Origin of the sequence: Beutenbergia cavernae DSM 12333, assembly GCF_000023105.1 — a bacterium.
GTDB classification, from domain to species: domain Bacteria; phylum Actinomycetota; class Actinomycetes; order Actinomycetales; family Beutenbergiaceae; genus Beutenbergia; species Beutenbergia cavernae.
This window is the reverse complement of record NC_012669.1, coordinates 3,157,805-3,181,533: the sequence shown is the minus strand read 5'-3', so window position 1 is coordinate 3,181,533 and position 23,729 is coordinate 3,157,805. Positions and strand designations below refer to the sequence as shown.

The 23,729-nt window shown below is 71.5% G+C and carries 19 protein-coding genes; 7 read left to right on the top strand and 12 right to left on the bottom strand.

Going from position 1 to position 23,729, the window contains the following annotated elements; all coding sequences use genetic code 11:
- Positions 1 to 45: 45 nt before the first annotated feature.
- Together BCAV_RS14345 and BCAV_RS14340 are read right to left on the bottom strand one after the other, a co-directional pair.
- Entirely contained in the window at positions 46 to 1,353 is a 1,308-nt protein-coding gene (locus BCAV_RS14345; RefSeq protein WP_015883331.1) for an ABC transporter substrate-binding protein, read from the bottom strand.
- A complete protein-coding gene (locus BCAV_RS14340; protein WP_015883330.1) occupies positions 1,350 to 2,489 on the bottom strand; it encodes an ABC transporter ATP-binding protein in 1,140 nt (379 codons plus the stop codon). The genes BCAV_RS14345 and BCAV_RS14340 overlap by 4 nt, the downstream gene beginning before the upstream one ends.
- A gap of 122 nt (positions 2,490 to 2,611) precedes the next feature.
- Between BCAV_RS14340 and BCAV_RS14335 the strand changes: the two genes are divergently transcribed.
- Positions 2,612 to 3,607 carry a LacI family DNA-binding transcriptional regulator gene (locus tag BCAV_RS14335; protein ID WP_015883329.1) on the top strand — a complete coding sequence of 332 codons (996 nt, stop codon included), beginning with the start codon at positions 2,612 to 2,614 and terminating at the stop codon, positions 3,605 to 3,607.
- Positions 3,608 to 3,618: 11 nt separating this feature from the next.
- On the opposite strand, the gene BCAV_RS14330 is transcribed toward BCAV_RS14335, so the two are convergent.
- The 7 genes from BCAV_RS14330 to BCAV_RS14300 all read right to left on the bottom strand — a co-directional run bounded on the left by BCAV_RS14330 (position 3,619) and on the right by BCAV_RS14300 (position 12,693).
- A complete protein-coding gene (locus tag BCAV_RS14330) occupies positions 3,619 to 5,127 on the bottom strand; it encodes a TIGR03767 family metallophosphoesterase (protein WP_050761742.1) in 1,509 nt (502 codons plus the stop codon).
- 64 nt (positions 5,128 to 5,191) lie between these two features.
- Positions 5,192 to 6,442, bottom strand: a complete 1,251-nt coding sequence (locus BCAV_RS14325; RefSeq protein WP_015883327.1) for a glycerophosphodiester phosphodiesterase family protein — start codon at positions 6,440 to 6,442, stop codon at positions 5,192 to 5,194.
- A 224-nt stretch (positions 6,443 to 6,666) separates the two neighbouring features.
- Positions 6,667 to 7,704, bottom strand: coding sequence for a LacI family DNA-binding transcriptional regulator (locus BCAV_RS14320; RefSeq protein WP_015883326.1), 1,038 nt, complete (start codon positions 7,702 to 7,704; stop codon positions 6,667 to 6,669).
- Positions 7,705 to 7,762: 58 nt separating this feature from the next.
- Positions 7,763 to 9,265 carry a glycoside hydrolase family 1 protein gene (locus BCAV_RS14315; RefSeq protein WP_015883325.1) on the bottom strand — a complete coding sequence of 501 codons (1,503 nt, stop codon included), beginning with the start codon at positions 9,263 to 9,265 and terminating at the stop codon, positions 7,763 to 7,765.
- Positions 9,266 to 9,329: 64 nt separating this feature from the next.
- The gene (locus BCAV_RS14310) at positions 9,330 to 10,241 is read right to left on the bottom strand and encodes a carbohydrate ABC transporter permease (protein ID WP_015883324.1); all 912 of its coding nucleotides are present in this window, start codon (positions 10,239 to 10,241) and stop codon (positions 9,330 to 9,332) included.
- Positions 10,238 to 11,278, bottom strand: a complete 1,041-nt coding sequence (locus BCAV_RS14305) for a carbohydrate ABC transporter permease (RefSeq protein WP_015883323.1) — start codon at positions 11,276 to 11,278, stop codon at positions 10,238 to 10,240. Before BCAV_RS14305 ends, BCAV_RS14310 begins: the two co-directional genes overlap by 4 nt.
- Before the next feature lie 89 nt (positions 11,279 to 11,367).
- Positions 11,368 to 12,693, bottom strand: a complete 1,326-nt coding sequence (locus BCAV_RS14300; protein ID WP_015883322.1) for an ABC transporter substrate-binding protein — start codon at positions 12,691 to 12,693, stop codon at positions 11,368 to 11,370.
- A gap of 302 nt (positions 12,694 to 12,995) precedes the next feature.
- On the opposite strand from BCAV_RS14300, the gene BCAV_RS14295 reads away from it, so the two are divergent.
- The 5 genes from BCAV_RS14295 to BCAV_RS14275 are packed head-to-tail and all read left to right on the top strand — an operon-like array spanning position 12,996 to position 19,528.
- Positions 12,996 to 15,389, top strand: a complete 2,394-nt coding sequence (locus BCAV_RS14295; protein WP_015883321.1) for an FAD-dependent oxidoreductase — start codon at positions 12,996 to 12,998, stop codon at positions 15,387 to 15,389.
- Entirely contained in the window at positions 15,386 to 16,147 is a 762-nt protein-coding gene (locus BCAV_RS14290) for a helix-turn-helix domain-containing protein (RefSeq protein ID WP_015883320.1), read from the top strand. Before BCAV_RS14295 ends, BCAV_RS14290 begins: the two co-directional genes overlap by 4 nt.
- 60 nt (positions 16,148 to 16,207) lie before the next feature.
- Positions 16,208 to 17,566 (top strand): ABC transporter substrate-binding protein, encoded by a 1,359-nt coding sequence (locus tag BCAV_RS14285; RefSeq protein ID WP_015883319.1) that lies wholly within the window; start codon positions 16,208 to 16,210, stop codon positions 17,564 to 17,566.
- A 31-nt stretch (positions 17,567 to 17,597) separates the two neighbouring features.
- Positions 17,598 to 18,557, top strand: coding sequence for a carbohydrate ABC transporter permease (locus BCAV_RS14280; protein WP_015883318.1), 960 nt, complete (start codon positions 17,598 to 17,600; stop codon positions 18,555 to 18,557).
- Complete coding sequence (locus BCAV_RS14275; RefSeq protein ID WP_015883317.1) at positions 18,554 to 19,528, top strand: carbohydrate ABC transporter permease; 975 nt, start codon at positions 18,554 to 18,556, stop codon at positions 19,526 to 19,528. Before BCAV_RS14280 ends, BCAV_RS14275 begins: the two co-directional genes overlap by 4 nt.
- A gap of 143 nt (positions 19,529 to 19,671) precedes the next feature.
- Here BCAV_RS14275 and BCAV_RS14270 read toward each other — a convergent pair whose 3' ends face one another.
- Both BCAV_RS14270 and BCAV_RS14265 read right to left on the bottom strand, forming a co-directional pair.
- The gene (locus BCAV_RS14270) at positions 19,672 to 21,081 is read right to left on the bottom strand and encodes a dicarboxylate/amino acid:cation symporter (protein ID WP_043349928.1); all 1,410 of its coding nucleotides are present in this window, start codon (positions 21,079 to 21,081) and stop codon (positions 19,672 to 19,674) included.
- 179 nt (positions 21,082 to 21,260) lie between these two features.
- Positions 21,261 to 21,767 carry a DUF2505 domain-containing protein gene (locus tag BCAV_RS14265; RefSeq protein WP_015883315.1) on the bottom strand — a complete coding sequence of 169 codons (507 nt, stop codon included), beginning with the start codon at positions 21,765 to 21,767 and terminating at the stop codon, positions 21,261 to 21,263.
- A gap of 113 nt (positions 21,768 to 21,880) precedes the next feature.
- Between BCAV_RS14265 and BCAV_RS14260 the strand changes: the two genes are divergently transcribed.
- Complete coding sequence (locus BCAV_RS14260; RefSeq protein ID WP_015883314.1) at positions 21,881 to 23,434, top strand: sensor histidine kinase; 1,554 nt, start codon at positions 21,881 to 21,883, stop codon at positions 23,432 to 23,434.
- Positions 23,435 to 23,461: 27 nt separating this feature from the next.
- Here BCAV_RS14260 and BCAV_RS14255 read toward each other — a convergent pair whose 3' ends face one another.
- Positions 23,462 to 23,713 carry a WhiB family transcriptional regulator gene (locus tag BCAV_RS14255; RefSeq protein WP_015883313.1) on the bottom strand — a complete coding sequence of 84 codons (252 nt, stop codon included), beginning with the start codon at positions 23,711 to 23,713 and terminating at the stop codon, positions 23,462 to 23,464.
- Positions 23,714 to 23,729 lie beyond the last annotated feature (16 nt).

Genomic DNA, 23,729 nt, shown 5'->3' with positions numbered 1-23,729 from the left:
GGTGGTGGGGGCAGGCGCCGCCCTCGGCGCCGCCCCCACCGGGGCCTACTGGGCGTACGGCGCGAGGATCTGGTCGATCTCCTCCTGCAGCCCGGTGAACACGGAGTCGGCGTCCCCGGAGCCGGTCAGGACGGCGGCGATGGCGTCGTTGATCGCCTGAGCGACGCGCTGGTTCTCGTGCGACGTCGTCTCGCCCTGAGCGACCTCGAGCTGGTCCCGCGCCACCGTCGCCTGCGGGAACTCCTCCGCGTAGGTCGCCATGGTGTCGGTCTCCCAGGCGGCGGGGCCGGTGGCGACGTAGCCGGAGTCCATGCTCCACTGGGCCGCTCGCTCGGGCTCGGTGAGGCACCGGGAGAACTCGTACGCAGCCTGCTGGCGCGCGTCGTCGCCCGTGTCGAAGACGTACAGGTTGCCGCCGCCGGTCGGGGAGCCCGGCTCGGTGTTCGCCGGCAGCATGCTCACCCCGAACTCGAACGATGCGTTCGTGCGCACGTTCGTGAGGTTGCCCGTCGTGTGCCACATCATCGCCGTGCGCCCCTGGAGGAAGTCCTCCGGGGTGGAGGCCCACTCCGTGGTGCCGCTCGGCATGACTCCGGACTCGGTGAGGTCGAGCCACCAGTCCATCGCCTCGATGGTGCCGTCGTCGCCCAGGTACTCGACCATCCCGTCGACGCCGGCGGTGTCCTCGACGCCGCTCTGGATCGCCATGGCCTGCAGCATCCAGTTCCCGAACTGCGTCGACGGGATCTCGATGCCGTACTCGGCGACGCCGGCCTCCTGGAGCGCCGCGGCCGTGGTGGCGAGCTCCTCCCACGTGGTCGGCGGTGCCTCCGGGTCGAGCCCCGCCTGCTCGAAGAGCTCCTTGTTGTAGTACTGGACGATCGTCGACCGCTGGAACGGCAGGCTCCACAGCTGCCCCTCGGCCTGCCCGCCGGCGAGGAACCCGGGGAAGAACTGCTCCTCGGTCCAGGAGAGGTCGTCGTCCAGCTCGTCCAGCGGCAGGATGAGGTCGTTGTCCGTCAGCGTGTACAGGTCGGTCGTCAGCAGGACGGCCAGATCGGGTCCGTCGCCCGAGCGGGACGCCGTCTGCGCCTTCGTCATCGTGTCGGCGTAGGACCCTGCGTAGACGGCCTCGACCGAGACGTCGCCGAGCTCGGTCTCGCACTGCGCGACGAGGTCGTCCACGACCTCCTGCAGCGGGCCGCCGACGGCGATCGGGTAGTACATCGTGAGGTCCACCGGACCGTCGCCCCCGCCGCCGTCTTCACCGCCGCCGGAGCAGGCGCTGAGTGCGAGCGCGCCGGCCGCCGAGGCGGCGAGCACGATGGCGGCGTGTCGTCGTGTCGTTCTCATCGCGCGTTTCCTGTTCTCTCGAGGGGTGCGGGGTCGTCGTCGGCCCCGGCGAGCCGGCGCCCGCTGGTGTGGTCGAAGTACCGGACGTCGTCGTGCGCGACGGCGAGCCGCACGTGAGCGCCGTCGGCCACCCGGACGATCCCGGGCAGCCGGGCCACGACCTGCTCGCCCGGCGCGAGGTCGACGGTGAGCAGCGTCTCGGCGCCGAGGATCTCGCTGAGGCGGACGGTGCCGGCGAGCGGTGCCGCGGCGTCGTCGGTCAGGGCGAGCGACTCGGGCCGCACACCGACGGTGAGGCGGCCGTCGGCGAGGCCGTGGGTGGCGACGGCGGTGGGGATCGGCAGCCCGGCGCCGTCGCCGGCGAGCCGGAGCCCGGCCTCGTCGAGCCGGCCGGGCAGCAGGTTCATCGGCGGCGAACCGATGAAGGCCGCCACCCCGGCGTCCGCCGGGTCCGTGTACAGGTCGACCGGAGAGGCCGCCTGCGCCACGTTCCCGTCGCGCATGACGACGACATGGTCGGCCATCGTCATGGCCTCGACCTGGTCATGGGTCACGTAGAGCACGGTGAGGCCGAGGCTGCGCTGGAGCTCGCGCAGCTCGACGCGCATCTGGTGGCGCAGCCGGGCGTCGAGGTTCGACAGCGGCTCGTCCATGAGCACGACCTTCGCGTCGCTCACGAGCGCGCGGGCGAGAGCGGTCCGCTGCCGCTGCCCGCCGGACAGCTGGCTGGGCCGCCGCTTGAGGTAGGCCTCGAGCCCGACGCGCTCGGCGGCGTCGCGCGCCTTCGCCTCCCGCTCCGCCTTCGGCACCTTGCGCACGCGCAGCCCGAACACGATGTTCTCGAGCACGGTGAGGTGCGGGTACAGCGCGTAGTTCTGGAACACCATGGCGATGTGACGCTTGGCGGCGGGGACCTCGTTCACGCGGACGCCTTCGATGAGCACGTCGCCGCTCGTGGCGGACTCCAGCCCGGCGACGATCCGGAGCGACGTCGACTTGCCGCAGCCCGAGGGGCCGAGCAGGACGACGAACTGGCCGCTCCCGGCACGGATGTCGATCCCGTGCAGGACTGTCGTCTCCCCGGCGCCCGGGTCGGGGAACGTCTTGACGACGGCCCTCAGCTCGACGTCGGACATCTGGCCTCCGTGGGTGTACTCCGATGTACTTCTGCCCGGCCGCGACGCGCCGCCGCGGACTGGGGCCAACGTAGACTAAATCGATTAAGATCGTCAACGACGCGACCGACAGGAGCAGACGAGTGGGAGATCGGCCGAGCATCCGCGACGTGGCGCGCGAGGCGGGAGTCTCGACGGCGCTCGCCAGCTTCGCGCTCAACGACCGGGACGGCGTCGCAGCCGCCACCAAGGAGCGCATCCTCGAGGTGGCCAGCCGGTTGGGCTACCGGGCCGACCCGGTGGCTCGCGCCTTGCGCACGGGGTCCACCGACACGTTCGGACTCATGATCCGGAACATGCGCAACCCGCTGTTCCTCGAGATCATCCGGGGTGCCCAGGCCGCCGCGACGGCGCGCGGGGCGACGATCCTCGCCGTCGACTCCGACTACTCCGCGGAGCGGGAGCACGAGCACCTCGAGCACCTCGCCGCGCGCCGCGTCTCGGGCCTGGCCATCGCCCCGGTCGGGACCGGGGAGGCCGTCCGTACCTGGCGGGCGCTGAGCCCCGCGGCGACGACCGTGGTGCTCAACGCCGTCACCGAGCCCGATCCCGCCGTCAGCCGGGTCACGCCGGACAACGTCTCCGCGGTGCGCCAGGCCGTCGACCACCTCGCGGGCCTCGGCCACCGGGAGATCACGTTCCTCACCGCGCCGGCCGGCGTCGTCGCCGACACCGACCGCGTGGAGGCGTTCTTCGCCCGCTGCGCAGAGATCGGCGTGCGGCCTGACGCCGTCGAGGTGGCGCTGAGCATCGACGGCGTCGAGACCCGGACCGCGGAGCTGCTCGCGAGCGATCGCCCCCCGACGGCGATCGTCACGAACTCCGACTTCACCGCGCACGCCGTCTACCGCGCGGCGCGCGCACGGAACGTGCGGATCGGCGCGGAGCTGTCCGTCGTCGGCCACGACGACCTCACGACGTCGGAGCTCCTCGACCCGCCTCTCACGACGCTGCGTCTGGATCGGCATGCGCTCGGCGCCGCCGTCTTCGAACGACTGGCCGACGGGCCGTCGCTCGGCGACCACGTCGAGCCCGTCGAGCTGGTCGCGCGAGGGTCCACGGCGCCGCCGGCGCGCTGAGCGCGGGGTCGTCAGCGCGGGTCGGGCAGCCACAGCTCGACGTTCCGGTCGTCGGCGGCGCCCTCGGCGTCGAAGCCGCCGACGGAGCCGGGGTCGTTCGCCGCGAGCTCCCGGTGCCAGGCCGCGAGCTCGAGCGGGGAGGCGAGCCCGTCGGGTCGCGCGGCGGCGTCGTGGTCGAGCACCGTCGAGACGACCGCGAGGGAGCCGGCGCCGTCGTCGACGATCTCGAGCAGCCGCACCTGGGACGGCCACTCCATCACCGACGCCGTGGTGATCTCCCAGAACCCGTTCCCGGGCGCCCCGGCGGGCGGGTGGCAGGGCCGCACCCGATGCACGTGCACGTGTCCGGTGACCCAGGCGACGACGCCGGGGTAGCGGTGGAGGAGGGCCGCCACCTCCTCGCCCAGGACGCGCCGGCCGGCGTCGGGCTGTCCGGCGGGCACCGCCAGGTCGTTCGTCATGGACGTGCGCGGGTGGTGCGAGGTGACGACGACGAGGCGCTCGGCGCGGCCGGCGGCGTCGTGCACCTCCTCCAGCGCCTCGCGCAGCCAGGCGAGCTGCCGGGAGTCGATCGAGCCCTCGAAGCCGCCGGCGGGGTTCGTCGTGTCGAGCGTGACGATGCGCAGCCCGGGGATGCCGTCGTAGGCGTAGTACGCGGTGCCGTCCGCGACGTTCCGCTCGGTGAAGCCGTGGCTGTGCGCGCCGTCGACGGCCGCGGCGTGCGCCCCGACGAACTCGGCGCGGGGAACGCCGCGCCGGTCCGCGTCGGCGGTCACGCGCTCCGCGCGCCCGGCGAAGAAGCTCGCCGGCGCTGCGAAGAAGTCGCCGAACGGCTCCTCGACGTCGATGACCTTCCGGTTCCCGACCGAGATCGCCGTGAGTTCCTCGGAGTTCGGCACGCGGCCCTGCACCAGACCGTCGTGGTTCCCGAAGCACGACAGCCACGGCACGGAGAGCCCGGTCGCCCGGAACGGGCGCAGGCCCGCGGCCACGAGCCCGGGGACGGTCGGGTAGCCGTGCGCTCGGCCCCAGTCGTTGGCCGGGTCGTCCGGCGCCCACGCCCACTCGAAGCGGCCGTCCTGCACCCCCTCGTACGCCGGGCCGCCGGAGTCCATGCGGACCTCGCCGCCGCTCATGAGCCGCAGGAAAGCGCGGACCTCGTTGAGCTGCATGTTGTCGACGTTGTCGCCGGTCGTGAACGCGAGCTGCAGCTCGGCGCCGGTGAGCGGGCTCCGGCCGGCGGCGTTGATCGCGCGGACCAGCGCCTCGGTCGCATGCGCGGCGAGCACCTCCTGCGGCCGCTGCATGGGCAGGAGGAGCCGGGTGTCCGCTCGGCAGCCGAACCGGTGCACCGCCTCGAGCCGGGACGGCGACTGCACGTCGAGCAGCTGGACGTCCGTCAGGTGGGCGAGGTAGGCCACGCTCCGGGGCGACCCCGACCTCGCGTTCTCCGAGAGACGGCCCTCCGCGGCGGGCAGCAGGTCCCGGCGTGCGAGGTGCGGCTCACCGGGCCCGGGCACGAGTCCGTGGTACGCCTGCGTCCGCCCCCGCCGCAGGGCGGGTCCCCGCCGGAGGGTCGAGGCCTCAGTACGCATACAGGTCCCGCAGCAGGAGGTTCACGGGCACTCGGGTGGCGTCGGGGGTCCCGGCGATGACGGCGATCGAGTCGCCGTCGTTGTTGAGGACGGTGCGCGTGCCGCCGTTGTAGTAGGCGTCGGGCGCGTTCGTGCCCGAGGCCGTGTAGACGCGCAGCGTGCCTCCCGGCGGGATGACGTAGCCCTCGCCGATCGCGAGCCGGTTGATGACGGCGTCCTGGAGCGTCCATCCCGAGACGTCGACGGGCGCGTCGGTCGTGTTCGTGAGCACCACGTGCTCGCCGGTCTCCGGCTGCAGGTCGTCGCCCGGCACGTTCGCGTTGACCTCGGCGACCTCGATGCCGTTCGCCAGGGGCAGCGGGTCGCGTCCGGCCTCGAGGCGGGCCAGGGTCCCCGGGAAGTCGGTGATGATGCCGTCGACGCCCAGGTCGATCATGCGCTGCATCGCGTCGGGCGCGTTCACCGTGTACACGTTGAGGTCGAGCCCGAAGCCCTGGACACGCGCCACGTCGGCGTCCGCGAGCAGCCGGTAGTTCGTGACGACGCCGTCCGCCCAGGTCGCCCACTCCGCGAGGGTGGCGTCGTCGGGCACAGCACCGACCTGCAGCACCGGGACCGCCGGAGCGAGCTCGTGGAACGCGCGCAGCGAGGTCTCGTCGAAGGAACTGACGACCACGAGGCCTCGGTCGACGAGGCGCTGCCAGAGCGGGTCGGTGGCGAGGGCGTCGGCGAGCACCTGCTCGACGCCGGGGGAGTTCTCGGGCGACTTGAGCTCGATGTTGATGCCGGAGCTGCCGCCGGCGATCCAGGCCGCGTCGCGCAGGCCGGGTATCCGCGTGCCGGTGTACAGGTCGTCGAAGTACGACCCGGCGTCGAGACGGCGCAGCTCGTCCCAGGTGAACGAGGTGATCGGGTCGGTGGCGCGGTCGGGGAAGACGTCCTCGACGTCGGTGGTCCGTGCCGGCGTGGCGTCGTGGAACAGGAACGGGACGTCGTCGGCGCTCAGCTGGACGTCGATCTCGATCCAGTCGGAGCCCTGCACGCGGCCCATGAGGAACGAAGGCACTGTGTTCTCGGGGCTGAGTCCGCCGCTGCCGCGGTGGCCCGTGATCTCGACGCCGCCGTCGCCGCGCTCCGTGGTGGTCGGTGCTGCGGCGGCCGAGGTGCTCCCGACGAGCGCGAGTGCAGCTGTTGCGAGCGGGACGCCCCATCGCGCCACCCGTGTGGTCCGAACCTGCATGGCCTTCTCCTCCGCGTCGAGGTCCGCCGTGCGAAGCGCGACGGCGTGCGGCAGCGACCCTACCTAAATCGTTTAAGACCTGGCAAGGGCGACATCTGCCCCGCGACCTGTCGCATGTGGCGGTGTGTGAGCCGATGAGACCGCCCCTTGCGCCAACTGGCACGTTTCAACCGGTGGGCGGAGCGGGCCATCCCCGCACCGCCGCGGACCGGACCGGCAGCACGTCAAGCCGAGCGGCGCAGCACCAGATGAGTGGTGAGCAGCACCGGCGAGGCGACGTCGCGCCCGGCGATCTGGTCGAGGACCATGTGCACGGCTCGAGTCGCCATGTCGATGACCGGGTTCACCACGGTGGTGAGCGGCGGGTGGGTCTGCGACGCGAGCTCGAGATCGTCGTAGCCGATGACGGCGACGTCGTCCGGCACGTTCCGGCCGTGCGCGGCGATGATCGGCAGCGCGCCGGCGGCCATGCGGTCGCTCGCGGCGAACACCGCGTCGAGCTCGGGGTGCGCTGCCATGAGACGGTCGGCGGCGGCGGCGCCCCCGGCCAGCGTGAAGTCGGCCACGACCGGCTCCGGTGCGTCGAGGCCCGCCGCCGCGAGCGCCGTGCGCCAGCCGGCGAGCCGGTCGACGCCCGCGCTCATGTCCTGCGGGCCGGCGATGAGACCGATCCGGCGGCGACCCTGGGCGATGAGGTGCTCGACGGCGAGGCGCGCCCCGGCGACGTTGTCGACGTCCACGTACGGCACGTCGGCGTCGGGTGCGAGCGGGCGCCCGACGTACACCGACGGCAGCCCGATCTCCCGCAGGGTCACGGCCAACGTGTCGGCCTGGTGGTGGGAGACGACGATCGCGCCGTCGGTGTGCCCGCCCCGCAGGTACCGCTCGACCCGGCCGACGTCGTGCCGGCCCTGCCCCACGAGCAGCACGGCCTGGATGTCGGTCGCCGCGAGCGCCGAGGTCACGCCCCGCAGCGTGACGGCGAAGAACGGGTCGGAGAACACCCGGTCGTCGGACTCGGGGACGACGACGGCGATCGAGTCCGTGCGCCTGGTCACGAGGGAGCGCGCGGCCCGGTTCGGCGAGTACCCGAGCTCGGCGACGGCGCGCCGGACGGCGTCCATCGCCTCCGGGCTCACGCGCAGCCCGCCGTTGAGCGCGCGTGACGCCGTCGCCCGCGACACCCCGGCCAGTCGTGCGACCTCGACGAGCGTCGGCGCCGTGCGCCGGCCCTCGTCCGTCCCCGCCATGTCCTTGTCCATCACGACCCTGTGTCCATCCCCGTACCCGCCACGACCGTGTGCCCGGCGACGCCGCGCCTCATCGAGCGCCGTCGACGCCCAGCTCGCCGGAGCGTGCCACCGACGAGTACCACAACGCGCTCCCCTTCGGGGTGCGTCGCAGCGTGTCGTAGTCGACGCGCACGATCCCGAACCGCTTGGAGTACCCGAACGCCCACTCGAAGTTGTCGAGGAGCGACCAGAGGAAGTATCCGCGCACGTCGGCCCCGGTCTGGATCGCCTCGTGCACGGCGGCGAGGTGCGCCGCGACGTAGTCTCGCCGTTCGACGTCGTCCACGAGCCCGTCCGAGTCCGGCTCGTCGTCGTACGCCGCCCCGTTCTCGGTCACCACGAGCGCCGTCCCGGCCGGGCGGGCGTACTCGGTGTCGATCCGCACGAGCAGGTCGCGCAGCGCGTCCGGGTGCACCTCCCAGTCCATCGCCGTGCGTGCGGCGGCCGTGTCGACCACGCGCACGTCGCGTGCCCCCACCCACGGCGAGCGCACGGTGTGCGCTGCCGCATCGCCGGAACCGCCGTCCTCGACGTCGCTGGGAACGTCGCCGAGGGAGACGCCGCCCCGGACGCCGTCGGCGGTGACGACGCTCGCCGTGTAGTAGTTCACCCCGAGCACGTCGATCGGCGCGGCGATCGTGGCGAGGTCGCCGTCCCGGACGACGTCGGGCCACACGTCGGCGAGGTCGACCAGCGCGTCCGCGGGGTAGGACCCGCGGAAGATCGGGTCGAGGAACAACCGGTTCTGCAGGGCGTCCATGCGCCGTACGGCGTCGAGGTCGGCGGCGGAGTCGGGGTCCGCGGGCCAGAAGTGCGAGTGGTTGAGCGTGATCCCGAGGCTGGCGTCCGCGTCCCGCTCCCGCAGCGCCGTGATGCCGAGACCGTGCGCGAGCAGCAGGTGGTGCAGGGCCGCTAGGGCCGCGCTGTCGTCCCGACGACCGGGCGCGTGCTGCCCGCCGGCGTACCCGAGGAACGCGGAGCACCACGGCTCGTTGAGCGTGGTCCAGTGCCGCACCCGGTCGCCCAGAGCCTCGTGGGTGGCGAGCGCGTAGTCGACGAACAGCTGGGCGACGTCGCGGTTCGTCCACCCGCCCTGCTCCTCGAGCGTCTGCGGCAGGTCCCAGTGGTACAGCGTGAGCCACGGGGTGATGCCCGCCTCGAGGAGCGCGTCGACGAGGCGCGAGTAGAAGTCGAGGCCGGCGCGGTTCGGTGCGCCGCCGTCGGGGCAGATGCGCGCCCACGACGTCGAGAAGCGGTACGCGCCCAGCCCGAGTTCCGCCATCAGCTCCACGTCGGCGGCGTACCGGTGGTAGTGGTCGGTGGCCACGCTGCCGTCGTCGCCGCCGACGACGGCGCCCGGGACGCGGGCGAAGGCGTCCCAGATCGAGTCGGCGCGGCCGTCCTCCCACGCCGCGCCCTCGATCTGGAACGCCGCCGTCGCGGAGCCCCAGAGGAAGTCGGCGGGGAAGCGGCGCACCACGCCGCCCCGGGCGGTGGTGCTCGCCGTGACGTCGGCGGTGGAGCTGGTCACAGGTGGGCCTCGCAGGTCGGGGAGGGGCACGCAGGCGTGCCGGGGCGGGGGGTGGCCGGGCGCGTCATCCCTTGACCGCGCCCTGCATGATGCCGCTCACGAGCTGCTTCCCGGCGACGATGAACAGCACGAGGAGCGGGACGGTCGTCAGGAGCACGCCGGCCATCACGAGGGAGTAGTCGGTGAAGTAGTTCGCCTGCAGCAGCTGCACCGCCATCGGCAGCGTCGGGTTCGCCGACGTCAGGATGATGAACGGCCAGAAGAACGCCGTCCAGTGCGTGACGAACGTGAACAGCCCGAGCATCGCCGCCGCGGGTCGCGCCGCGGGCAGTGCCACGTGCCAGAACGTCCGGATCATCGAGGCGCCGTCCACGCGGGCCGCCTCGATGAGCTCGTACGGCAGCGCCTGCTCGAGGTACTGCGTCATCCAGAACACGCCGAACGCCGAGACCATCGCCGGGATGATCACGCCGAGGATGTTGTTGTTGATCCCCAGCTCGGTGAACAGGATGAACATCGGCACGATGCCGAGCTGCGTCGGGACGGCCATCGTCGCGATGACGAACACGAGCAGCGGTCCGCGGCCCTTGTAGCGCAGCTTCGCGAACGAGTAGCCGGCGAGCGTCGAGAACGCGACCACCGACAGCGCGGCGGCGGTCGAGATGACGACGGAGTTGAGGAACGCGCGGCCCCACGGGATCGTCCCGTCGAACAGCGTCGCGACGTTGTCGAAGAAGTTGCCCTGCGGGAGCAGCTGGGGGATGGGCTCCTGGGCGATCGTGACGGCGTCCGAGGAGCCGAGCTGGATCGTGTAGTACAGCGGGTACGCGGAGCCGAGGATGACGACGACGAGGATCGCGTACGTCAGCCAGCCGGGACGGCGGTTGGTGCCGCCGGTGCGCCGGCCGCGGCGCCGCCCGGCCCACCTCGCCGCACCGGGGCCGGCGGTCTGAGCGATGACGGGGAGCGAGGTCATGCCGACTCCTTGCTCGTGAGTGAGGCGCGTGCGGCGTCGGTGACGAGCCGGGCGCGACCCCTGCGGGCGCCGTCGCCGGTCGAGATCCGCCGCGTGATGAGGAAGTTGATGCTCGCGACCACGACGATGATGAGGAAGAGCAGCCACGCGATCGCGGCGGCCCGACCGAAGTTCTTCTGATTGCCCCAGCCGACGTCGTACATGTACATCGCGATGGTCATCCAGTTGCGGGACGGGCCGCCGAGGCCCTGGCCGTCGTACATCCGCGGCTCGTCGAAGATCTGCAGGCCGCCGATGGTCGAGGTGATGACCACGAAGATGATCGTGGGCCGCAGCTGGGGCACGGTGACGGAGAAGAACTGCCGCATCCGCCCGGCGCCGTCGATGATCGCCGCCTCGTACAGGTCACGCGGGACCGCCTGCATCGCGGCGAGGAAGATGAGCGTGTTGTAGCCCGTCCAGCGGAAGTTCACCATCGTCGCGATCGCGACGTGGCTCGTCAGGCGGTCGGAGTGCCAGCCGAGCGGCTCGAGACCGATCGTGGTGAGCAGGGCGTTCGCGAGGCCGGAGTCGTCGGCGAAGACGCGGCCGAAGATGAGGCCGACGGCGACCGGCGCCACGACGAACGGCAGCAGCACACCCATCCGCCAGAACGTCTTGGCCCGCAGGTTGGCGTCGAGCACGGCGGCGAGCGCGATCGCGGCGACGACCTGCGGCACGCTCGAGAACAGGAAGATGCTGAACGTGTTGACGATCGACTTGACGAAGTTCGGCTGGGCGAAGACGTCAGCGAAGTTCTGCAGTCCGACGAACTCGCCCTGCCCGCCGAGCAGGTTCCACTCGTGCACCGACACGAACGCCGTGTACAGCAGGGGGAACAGCCCGGTGATGGCGAACAGCAGGAAGAACGGCGAGATGTACAGGTACGGCGAGACCTTGACGTCCCACCGGCCCATGCGCTGGCGGAAACCGATGCGGCGTGCCTCGGTGGGACGCTCGCGCGTCGGGGTCGGACGGCCGGGGGTGACGACGGCCATTCCAGCTCCTTCTCCTCGGGGCGCCGGCGGGGGAGTGGACCGTCGGGTCCACACCCCCGCCGGCTGGCGAACGGGTTGATGAGCGGCGGCTACAGACCGAGGTCCGTGTACGCCTGCTCCGCCGTCTGCCAGGCCGTCTCGGCGTCCTGCTCGCCGGTGACGTCGACCCGCAGGATCGCGTCCTGCACCGTCTGGTGGATCGCGAAGTAGTTCGGACCCTTGAACGGGATGAAGCCGAGCTCGTCGACGCCCAGCGCGCGGTTGGAGAAGATCTCACCCGCGGGCGCGTCGTTGAAGAACGGGTTCGTGTACTCGGTGAGTGCCGGGTCGGTGTACGCGTCGACCTGGCTCGGGAACGTCCCGGCGTTCTGGAACGCCAGGACCTGCGTCTCGGGCGACGTCAGCCAGTTCGCCAGCGCGATCGCCTCCTCGACGTGCTCACCGCCCGCGGGGACCGTCAGGTAGGAGCCGCCCCAGTTGCCGCCGCCACCGGGGAAGACGTCGGCGATGTCCCAGCCCTCGACGCCGGCCGCGTTGCCCTCGATCGGGCCCTGCATCCACGGCGGGCAGAGCTGGGTGGCCCAGGCGTCGCTCTGCCACCCTGCGGTCCAGTCCTCCTGCCACTGCTCCATCCCGGCGGACAGACCGTCGTCGGTGGCCTGCATGACGGCGTCGTACGCCTCCCGAACCTCGGGGTTCGTCAGACCGATCGGGGTGCCGTCGGCCTCCTCGTAGGCGAACTCGATCTGGTTGACCATGCCCTGGTAGATCGACGTGCCGACGTCGAACCACGCGGACTCGCTGTTGGCGACGAACTCGCGCCCGACCTCGAAGTACGTCTCCCACGTGGCGTCCTCGCCGCCGAGCAGCTCGGCGACCTCCGCGCGGTCGGTGGGCAGGCCGGCCGCCTCGAACAGGTCGGCCCGGTAGCAGATGGCCTGCGGCCCGGTGTCGGTGCCGTAGCCGAGCAGGCGACCGTCCTCGGTCGTGGCCGCCGCCGTCTTCGACTCGAGCCAGCGGCCCTCGACTGACGGGTCGGACAGGTCGGCGAAGTTGTCGGGGTACTGGATGAACTCGCTCCACCAGTCGAGCTCGATGGCCTCGATGTCCGAGAGACCCTCGCCGCCGGCGGCGATGTTCGTGGTGAGGTTCGCGCGGGCGTCCTCGGCGCGCGCGGCGAGGACGTGCTCGACGGTGATGCCGGGGTTCTCCTCCTCGTACAGCGCGAGGAGCTCGTCGGTGTAGCCGAAGTCGTTGAACGTCGAGACGGTGAGCGTGATCTCCTCACCTCCACCGGGCTCCTCGGCGTCGGGGGTCTCGTCGTCGCCCCCTCCGGACGAGCAGGCCGCCAGGACCAGGGCGAGCGCGGCGGTGCCGGCGAGACCGGCTGACGCGCGGATGCGGGTAGTGCGCACGGGGTGACTCCTTCGTCGTCGGGGCGGCGAGCGTGCCACCCGGTTCTCTCACTGCGTGCCGCGTCGCCGCGACCAGTGGTGAGAGCGCTCCCAAGGGCGATCGTGCGACGCTCCATGGGAGCGCTCTCACGGTGGGTGAAGCGTGTCCCACGGCTGCGGCCGACGTCAAGCCGGAGCGGCCGGAAACCGGGTCACGAGTTGGTCACGGACCCACGCGATCGGGCGTGGTGCGCTCCGGAGTGGACGAGACGCCGCGCCGCAAGGGTCTTGACCATGCGTGTGGCGCATGCTTGGGTCTGGCCATGCGTCATAGCCAAGGGCGGCTACCGAACCGCACCGATGTCCCCGAACCACGGGCCGAACGGCTCGCCGTCGTCGCGGCACAGGACCGACGGGAGTACACGACCCAGACGCATGACGCCGACCTCGTGGTGGTCGGCGGCGGACTGGCGGGGAGCTGCGCGGCGATCACCGCGGCCCGTGCCGGCATGCGGGTCGTCCTGGTGCAGGACCGGCCGGTCCTGGGCGGCAACTCCTCGTCGGAGGTCCGCCTGTGGATCCTCGGCGCGACAGCACACATGGGCAACAACAACAGGTTCGCCCGGGAGGGCGGCGTCGTCGACGAGGTGCTGGTCGAGAACACGTACCGCAACCGGGACGGGAATCCCGTCATCTTCGACACGATCCTGCTCGAGAAGGTCGTCGAGGAGCCGGGCATCACGCTGCTGCTCAACACGGCGATGGTCGACGTCGAGATGGCCGACACCGGCGACGAGACCCACCGGATCGCCGGAGTGACGGCGTTCTGCAGCCAGAACTCCACGCGGTACGAGATCACCGCCCCGTACTTCCTCGACGCGAGCGGCGACGGCGCGCTCGGGTTCCTGGCGGGCGCTGCGTTCCGGATGGGTGCGGAGGCGAGCGCGGAGTTCGGCGAGAAGTTCGCCCCGACGGACGACTACGGGCACCTCCTCGGCCACTCGATCTACTTCTACAGCAAGGACGTCGGCCACCCGGTGCGGTTCACGCCGCCGTCCTACGCGCTCGCGGACCTGAGCGAGATCCCGCGGGCGCGCAGCTTCGCCACCAACGTCGACGGCTGCCGCCTGTGGTGGATCGAGTGGGGCGGCCGCCTCGACACCGTGCACGAGACCGAGACGATCAAGTGGCGGCTGTGGCAGGTCGTGTACGGCGTGTGGAACCACCTCAAGAACTCGGGCGAGTTCCCCGACGCCGAGAACCTGACGCTCGAATGGGTCGGCACGATCCCGGGCAAGCGGGAGAGCCGTCGGTTCGAAGGGCTGCACATGCTGCGGCAGGACGACGTCCTCGACCAGACGCAGCACGCCGACGCCGTGGCCTTCGGCGGCTGGTCGATCGACCTGCACCCGGCGGACGGGGTGTTCAGCGAGAAGCCCGGCTCGAACCACCTGCACGCGCGCGGCACGTACCAGATCCCGTACCGCTGCCTGGTCAGCCGCGACGTCGACAACCTGTTCCTGGCCGGCCGGATCATCTCGGCGAGCCACGTCGCGTTCGGGTCGACGCGGGTCATGGCCACCGGGGCGCACGGCGGACAGGCGGCGGCGACGGCGGCCGCCCTGTGCCTGCGCGAGGGGCTGCTGCCGGCGCAGCTCCTGGCCCCCGACCTCATGGCCGAGCTCCAGCGCGAGCTGCTCCGCACCGGCCAGCACATCCCGCAGCACGCCCTGGACGACCCGGACGACCTGGGCCGGTCCGCCAGGATCACGGCGAGCTCCGAGTACGTCCTCGGCTCCCTGGCCGCGGCGGGCGCGCCGGTGGCCCTCGACGTCGACCGCGGCCAGCTCCTTCCGCTGGAGGCCGGTCCGGTGCCGCAGGTCGGCCTCCGGGTGGACGTCGCGGCACCCACGACGCTGCGTGTCCAGCTGCGTCGCGGCGCGCGGGCCGACGACTACACGCCGGACCAGGTGGTCGGGGAGTGCGCGATCGACCTCGAGCCGGGCGAGCAGCTCGTCAAGGTCGACCTCGACGCCGAGCTGGACGAGCCGGCGTACGTCGTCCTGTGCCTGCTCGCGAACCCCGATGTCGCCGTGCACGCCTCGGACCTCGTGGTGACCGGGCTCGTCCCGCTGCGCCACGGAGGCGACCAGGTCGCCGACGACCGGATCGGTCAGCCCGGCCTGGAGTTCTGGACGCCGGTGCGCCGCCCAGCCGGCCGCAACATCGCGCTCACGCTCGACCCGCCCGTCCGGCTCGGTCCGCCGGCGGCTGTGAGCAACGGCGTGGATCGACCGAGCGGCTCCGGCAACGCCTGGATCGCCGCGCCGGACGACCCGACGCCGACCCTGCGGCTCACCTGGGACGAGCCTCAGGTCGTCGGCCGGGTGGAGCTGCGGTTCGACACCGACTTCGACCACGCGATGGAGTCGGTGCTGTACACGCACCCGGAGGATGCGATGCCGCAGTGCGTCAGCGCCTTCACCGTCCGGGCCGACGGGCGGGTGCTGGCCGAGGTCGAGGACCACCACCAGAGCGCGTACCGGCTGGTCCTGGACACCCCGGTCACCACGTCGGACCTGACGGTCGAGGTGCGCGGGGTGCACGGCAACGCGCCGGCCTCCCTGTTCGCCGTCCGGTGCTACAGCGACCCCGATCACCGCATCGTGCGCGATCCCGGGCGTGAGACGGCGATCGCGACAGCCGGCCTCCCATGACGGTGCCGCAGCTGCCGGGGGCGACGCGCAACCAGGCCCTGGCCCGCGGGCTGCACGTACTGCAGATGGTCGTCGACGAGGATGCGCCCCTGACCGGCACCGAGGTGGCGCGCAGGCTGGGCGTCCACCAGAGCTCGGCGTCGCGGATCCTCGCCACGCTCACCGAGATCGGCTATCTCCGCAAGAACGACGCCGGTGCGTTCGCGCCCGACTACGGCGTGTTCGCACTGGCGTCGGCCGCGACCCGGGTGTCGCTCCTGCGCACGGCGCGCGGGCCGATCGAGGCGTTCGCCGCCGACCACCCGGACTTCATGCTGGCGATGTCGATGCTGTGGCGCGACGAGCTGATCTACCTGCTCCGCGTCCGCCACGGCACGGAGACGGTCACGTTCTGGTCGGGTCACTTCCCGTTCAACGTCTCGGTCCTGGCGCTCAAGCTCGTGCTGGACCTGCCCGAGGAGGAGGCCCTCGAGATCCTGCGCGCCTCCCGCCGTCGCGACGGATGGGGAGGTGACCCCGCCGTCGTCGCGGACACGGAGGAGGGCGTGCTGGCCGCGGCCCGCGAGCTCCTCGCCGACGACGTCCTCATCCTGGAGAACTGGCTCGCGCCCCACCACATCGCCGGCGCCATCGATCTCGTCACGCCGGAGCCGCACCCCGTCGCCCTCGCGCTCGTGGACGTCACAGGTTCCGTGGGTCCGGACAAGCTGAAGGTCCTTCTCCACCAGGCCCGCCGCGCCGTCGAGCAGAGCTTCTGACCGTATCGCCGCCCTACCCGCTCCACCGTCCACGGAACATCACTCAACGAGGAGACCATGATGACCCACCGATCACAGCTCGGACGCCGCACGTTCCTGGGCGGCGCCGGCGTCGCCGCAGCAGCCGCCAGCCTGTCAGCGTGCAACCTCGCGGGCGGAGGCAGCGGAGGCGGAGGCGGGGGCGGCGGAGGCGGGGGCGGAGGCGGAGGTGCCACCCTGAACGTCTGGGGCGGCGTGCCGAACGAGACCGGCCCGGACGACCTGTGCGCCGCGTTCATGGACGAGTTCCCCGACATCCAGGTGACCTACACCCGGTACGTCAATGACGAGGACGGCAACCTCAAGCTCGACACGTCCTTGACCGGCGGCGCGGGCATCGACGTGTTCTTCAGCTACAACCCGGCGCGCCTGTTCCAGCGCGCCGACGCCGGGCTCGCGATCGACCTGACCGACAAGATCGCCGCCGAGGACGACTTCGCGGAGTTCAGGGCGGACGCCGACCCGGCCGCGAACTACGTCCGGGACGGCCAGGTGTTCGCGATCCCGGCCGCCCGCGCACCCGCGCACGTGTACATCAACAAGCAGATGCTGGACGCCGCCGGCATCACCCTCGGCGCGACCTGGACCGTCGAGGAGTTCGTCGACGTCGCCCGGCAGCTGACCGGCGACGGTGTGTTCGGCACGCTCAACTACCCGTCGCAGGCCCGGGTGTTGCTCGGACCGGACTACCGCTACGCGGACGACGGCGCCCGGACCAACTTCGCCGACCCGTGGTTCGCCACCGAGCTCGAGCTGGGACTCGCGCTGCAGGCCGAGGGCGTGCAGATGGACCAGCAGACGATCATCGCCGAACAGCTCCAGACCTTCAGCCAGAACCCGTACATCGCCGGCCGCGTGGCGATGCTGATCGCGTCCGGTCAGATCATCCGCTCGATCAACGACACGAACGAGTACCCGCACGACTTCCAGACGTACTGCATGCCGCTCCCGACGCCGGACCCGAGCATGACGGCGTGGAACACCGGGCAGCGCGGCGACCTGATCTCGATCAACCCGGAGTCGGACTACCAGGACGAGGCGTGGGAGCTGGCGAAGTTCTGGATGCGGAACGCCGCGCAGTTCATGACCCGAGGCGGCCGTCTCCCGGCACTGGTGGGCGACACCAGCGAGGACCAGATCCTGGCCGACCTGCTCAGCGAGAACGCCGAGGAGCTGTACGACGTCGAGTCGTGGCGCTCGATGCTGTTCAGCCCCGACCTCATCCTCCCGGTCGACTCCATCTTCACCGCGGGCACCCAGCTCGACCAGATCACACTGACCCTGACCGACGAGGTGCTGCTCGGCGACCGCACCGTCGAGTCGTGGGTCACGGAGGCTGTGGCGCAGGGGGACGCCGCGATCGCGAACGGCGGGGCGTGATGCGTCGTCGTCGGCACGAGAGCGACCGGTCGTGACTGTCGCGGCAGGCCAGGTCGCGGTCGCCGCGAGCGCCTCCCCCGGGGCCGGGCCGCGCCGCAAGCGGCTCGGCCCCGGCGGGATGTCGCCGACGATCGGCTGGCTGTTCATCCTGCCGAACCTGCTCGGGTTCCTGGCCTTCACGCTGGTCCCGCTGGTGAGCGGCATCGCGATCACCTTCACGGACTGGAACGTGGTGTCCGGCCTGGAGGGGATCACGTTCATCGGGGTCGACAACTTCGTCGCGCTGATCTCGGACGACAAGGTCTGGCGGGCGGTGGGTCGCACCTTCCTCTACGCCGGGATCGGCGTGCCCTTGACGATGGCCGGTGGGCTCGTCATCGCCCTGTGCCTCAACGGGCCGGTGTTCGGGCAGGCGGTGCTGCGGGCGATCTTCTTCGTGCCGCACATCGTGAGCTCCATCGCGATCGGCTTCGTCTGGTTGGTGCTGCTGCACCCCACAGCGGGCCTCGTGAACCAGGGTCTGGGAAATCTCGGGGTCGCCGACCCTCCGGCCTGGCTCGTGGACCAGCAGTGGAGCCTGATGTCGCTGATCCTCATCACGTCGTGGGCGGGCATGGGGTTCCACTCGGTGATCTTCCTGTCCGCGCTGCAAGCGATGCAGCCTGACCTCTACGAGGCGGCTGAGCTCGACGGCGCCGGCCGGGTGAGGAAGTTCTGGACCATCACCTGGCCGGCTCTGCTTCCGACGACGACGTTCCTGCTGATCATGTCGATGATCGGCCACTCACAGGGATTCGGGCTCATCGCGTTCCTGACCTCTGGAGGGCCCGGCGAGTCGTCGACGACGTTGTCGTACCTGATGTATCAGACCGGGTTCCAGTTCTACCGGTTCGGATACGCCGCGGCGATGGGCATGCTCAGCTTCGTCGGGGTGGCTCTGCTGACGGCATTCATCTGGCGGATCCAGCGTGGACGGGGGTTGTACACATGACTGAGTCCGTCGAGGACTACTCCTCCGGGCCGGCCGTGGGGGTCCCGGTGCTGGGCGGAGCCACCGCTCCGCTGCCCGCGGGCGCGACCGCTCTTGCGGCGAGCGGCCCTCAGGTAGCGACGCGGACGCCGCGGAACAAGAGGGCGGCTGCCCGCACGCGCTACGTCGTCAAGTCGGTGCTGCTCTGGGCGTTCGCGATGCTGTTCCTGCTCCCGTTCGTCTGGATGCTGTCGTCGTCGCTCAAGCGCAACATCGACGTCTTCTCCATCCCACCCACCTGGATCCCGGACCCGGTGCAGTGGCAGAACTACGTCGTCGTCTGGCTCGAGGGCATCCCCTCGATGGCCGTGTTCTTCGCCAACTCGATCACGGTGTCGGGGCTCGGCCTGATCGGCGACCTCACGACGTCGGCGCTCGCCGGTTACGCGTTCGCCCGGCTTTCCTTCAAGGGCCGCGACAAGGTGTTCCTGCTCTACCTGGCCACGACGATCGTGCCGACGCAGCTGCTGCTCATCCCGCGGTTCATGTTCTTCCAGCAGGTCGGGTTCTACAACACGCTGTGGGCGTTGATCCTGCCGGGCATCTTCACGGTGTTCGGCACGTTCCTGATGCGCCAGGCGTTCCTGGCCGTCCCGGCCGAGCTCGGCGAGGCCGCTCGGATGGACGGGGCGGGGGAGTTCCGGCTCTTCTTCCGCATCTACCTGCCACAGGTCCGCGCGACCCTGGCGGCGCTCGCGATCATCAGCTGGGTCGGGTCCTGGAACGACTACGAGACCCCGCTGATCATGCTGTCGAACGAGTTCCTCTACACGATCCCGCTCGGCCTCACGCGGTTCGTCGACGCCGACGGCGGGCTCTCGGCGGGACTCGCCATGGCGGGATCCGTGTCCTCGGTCATCCCGGTTCTCGTGGTGTTCCTCGTGTTCCAGCGGCAGTTCGTCGCCGCGCTCGCGAACACGGGAATCAAGTAGCCCATTCGGTTGCGGCGCGTATCACTCGGCGAGATCGATACCTGGGCATCGATCTCGCCGAGGTGGTACCCGCCCTGGCTAGATGGGGTGCTCTTGCCGACCGACCGACCGACCGGCCGCCGGCGCGGCGGTCCGGGCCGGAGTCAGGCGCGGGCGGGAACGGGCGTCCGGTCGTCGTCGGTCCGGTCGGCATTCGCGGTGTCGGCGTCAGCGTCGTCGTCGGTGAACAGGTCCTCCGCGCGGCCCGAACGGTAGCGCTCCTCGTCGAGGATGCCCTCGCGCTTCGCGACGATCGTCGGGACGAGCGCCTGTCCGGCCACGTTGACCGCCGTACGACCCATGTCCAGGATCGGGTCGATCGCGAGGAGAAGGCCCACGCCTTCCAGCGGCAGGCCCAGGGTCGACAGCGTGAGCGTGAGCATGACGATCGCGCCGGTGAGGCCGGCGGTCGCCGCCGAACCGACCACGGACACGAACGCGATGAGCAGGTAGTCGGTGATCGACAGCTCGATGCCGTAGAACTGCGCGACGAAGATCGCCGCGATCGCCGGGTAGATGGCGGCGCACCCGTCCATCTTGGTGGTCGCGCCGAGCGGCACGGCGAAGCTCGCGTACGCGCGGGGAACCCCGAGGTTGCGTTCCGTGACCCGTTCGGTCACGGGCAGCGTGCCGATCGAGGACCGCGAGACGAATGCCAGCTGGATCGCCGGCCATGCGCCGCGGAAGTACGCCAGGGCGGGCAGCCCGACCGACCGCAGCAGGATCGGGTAGACGGCGAAGAGCACGAGCGCGAGGCCCAGGTACACGGCACCGGCGAACGACGCGAGCGGCGCGAAGAGGTCGGTGCCGTACGTCGCCACCGCGTTGCCGATGAGGCCGAGCGTGCCGAGCGGCGCGAGGCGGATGATCCACCAGAGCACCTTCTGGACGATCTGCAGCGCCGAGGCGTTGAAGGTGAGGAACGGCTCGGCCTTGCGCCCGACTCGGAGCGCGGCGATCCCGATGACGAGCGCGATCACGACGATCTGCAGGACGTTGAAGCTGACGTTCAGGCCGTCCTCGCCGACGCTCCCGCCGAGGCCGAGGAAGTTCGCGGGCAGGAGCCCGGTGAGGAAGTCGACCCACGTCCCCGTGCGACCGGGCGTCTCCGCGTGCTCGGCGCCGATCGACGTGTTGACCCCCGGCTGGACGATGAGGCCCAGCGCGATGCCGATCGCCACGGAGATCGCCGCCGTGATCGCGAACCACAGCAGGGTCTGCCCCGCGAGGCGCGCCGCGTTGTTGACGTTCCGGAGGTTCGCGATCGACGCCACGATCGCCGTGAACACCAGCGGGGGCACGATCGCCCGGAGCAGACCGACGAACGACGAGCCGATCACGTCGAGCGTCTCGGTGAGCCAGTTGGGGTCGCCGTCGGCGCCCACCGGTCCGATGCGCAAGGCGATCCAGCCGAGGATCGCGCCGAGCACGAGGCCGCCGATCACCTGGACGCTGAAGGACGGGAACCGGAACCGGCTCCGCGTGGGCGTGTCGTCGGACTCCCGATCCGACACCTGATCCGACACCTGACGTGACACTGGGGCTGACCTCTCGATCGTGGGCCGTGACTGGACGTCGCCCAGAGTGCCGTGCGTCGGAGGCGGGTCGGCGGCGAGGCGGATTCCGTCCACGATGTGGACATCCGGTCGTCCGAGTTGCTCGGATCCGCCGATCGCCTCGTCCCGGCGAGCCGTCAGGCCGTGGACTGAGCGGCGAGCCACTCCCGCCCGACACGCCCCTCGGCGTGCACGGCGGCGTCGAGGGCGGTCCGGGCGGCCTGCTCGATCGGACCGCCGATGAGAGGGACGAGCGCCTTGATCGTGCCCCGGACGCGTTCCCGCGACCCGGCGCCGTCCGGCACGAGCGCGAGCGTGGCGTTCACGCGGACCGGGGCACCCACGATCTCGAGCGCGAGCGTGCCGGCCCGGCGTCCGGCCTCGTCCGCGGGACCCCACGCCTCGACGAGACGCACGTCGAGCGTCGGCCCGACGAAGGTGCGGAACGACGCCGGTACCTGATCGGTCGGCAGCGAGCGGCGTGACGTCACGGTGAAGGCGCCGTTGGCGGCGTCGGCGACGTCGATCGTGGCCTCGAGCGCGCCGGTCGCGTCGATCTTGCGCCGGACGAACTCCGGGTCGGCGAGCATCCGCGCCACGCGGTCCGGTGCGGCGGCGTAGTCAAGCTCGGCGGTGAACTCCATGACCACTCCTCCCGGCTGCTCGTGGGCAGCCTATCGTCGGGGCCGTGCCCGACGACGACGGCACCGCGCCGGTGGTCGCCGTCCGGCGTCGTTACGCTTGCCGGGTGTCGACGATGAGCGACCTGATCCAGGCGCACGGTGATCTCAGGTCCGCGGAGATGGACTGGCTGCACCTGCTGGTCGGGGACTGGCAGGTGATCTCCGACCTGGCGTTCGCCGACCTCGTGCTGTGGCTGCCGACGAGGGACGACGACTTCGTCGCCGTCGCCCACTGCCGTCCCTCCACCGGCGCGACCGTCCACTACGAGGACGTCGTCGGACGGCGCGCGCCCGAGGGACAGGTCGCGGCCCTCGGCCAGGCGCTGACCGGCGGTGTGATCCGGCGCAGCCGCGAGCCGCGGTGGAACGGGTCCTACGCGATCCGCGAGGAGGCCATCCCTGTGGTGCGCGACGGCAAGGCGATCGCCGTCATCGCGCGGGAGACGAACCTCGGCGCCTCCCGCACGCCGAGCCGCCTGGAGATCAACTACGTCGAGGCGGCCGACGACCTCTGCTCGATGATCGCGACCGGCGAGTACCCGTCGATGAACTCGGCCACCGGGCGCCTGCGGGGCGCCCCGCGGGTGGGGGACGGCCTGGTCCGCCTCAACGGCGAGGGCGAGGTCCTGTACGCCAGCCCCAACGCCCTGAGCTGCTTCCACCGGCTCGGCGTGCTCGGCAACCTCGTCGGCCACTCCCTCGCGGAGGTCGTGACCGGTCTCATCGACGAGGCGGAGCTCGTCGACGAGTCGCTGCCGCTCGTCGTCATGGGCCGCGCGGCGTGGCGCACGGACATCGAGTCCCGCGGCGTCAGCCTGTCGCTGCGCGCGATCCCGCTCACGGAGAAGGGCGCACGGATGGGCGCCGTGCTCCTGTGCCGCGACGTGTCGGAGCTGCGGCGGCGCGAGCAGGAGCTCGTGACGAAGGACGCGACGATCCGCGAGATCCACCACCGCGTGAAGAACAACCTGCAGACCGTGGCGGCGCTGCTGCGCCTGCAGGCCCGCCGGACGACGTCGGACGACGCCCGCCTCGCCCTCGAGGAGGCGATGCGCCGGGTGGCGACGATCGCGACGGTGCACGAGGCGCTCTCGCAGACCATCGACGAGGTGGTCGACTTCGACGAGGTGTTCGGCCGGACGCTGCGGCTCGCGGCGGACGTCGCGTCCGGTGAGCAGTCGGTCCGGACCGTGCGCGAGGGGTCGTTCGGGCCGGTCCCGGCCACGGAGGCGACCGCGCTCGCCGTCGTCCTCACGGAGCTGGTGGCGAACGCGGTGGAGCACGGGCTCGCCGAGACCGGCGGCACGGTGCGGATCCTCGCTGAGCGGGACGGCACCCGGCTCGTCGTGCGCGTGATCGACGACGGCGTCGGGATGGGGCCGTTGGGCAGCCCGTCGGGCACGGGTCTCGGGATGCAGATCGTGCGCACGCTCGTCGCGGGGGAGCTGCGCGGGACCATCGAGTGGCATCACGCCGACGGCGGAGGGACCGAGGTCCGGATCGTCGCGCGGCTCGCGCCGCTGCGGATCAGCGTCCAGGACGGCGGAGACGGTGCCGACGAGGGCCGGGCGGCACCGCCGTCGGTGGTGCTCCCGGGCAAGATGGACGAGGCGCTCGAGGTCGAGTGACCTCGAGCGGCCCCGATCGGCGGAGTGTCAGCCGGCGCGGCGGGCGCGGGCCGTGCGGCGCTTGAGGGCGCGGCGTTCGTCCTCCGACATGCCGCCCCAGACGCCGGAGTCCTGGCCGGTCTCGATGGCCCACTTCAGGCAGGAGTCGACGACGTCGCAGCGCTGGCAGACGGCCTTCGCCTCGTCGATCTGGGCGAGCGCAGGACCGGTGTTGCCGATCGGGAAGAACAGCTCAGGGTCTTCGGTGAGACACGCAGCGCGGTGACGCCAGTCCGTCATGACAGCTCCTCGTGGG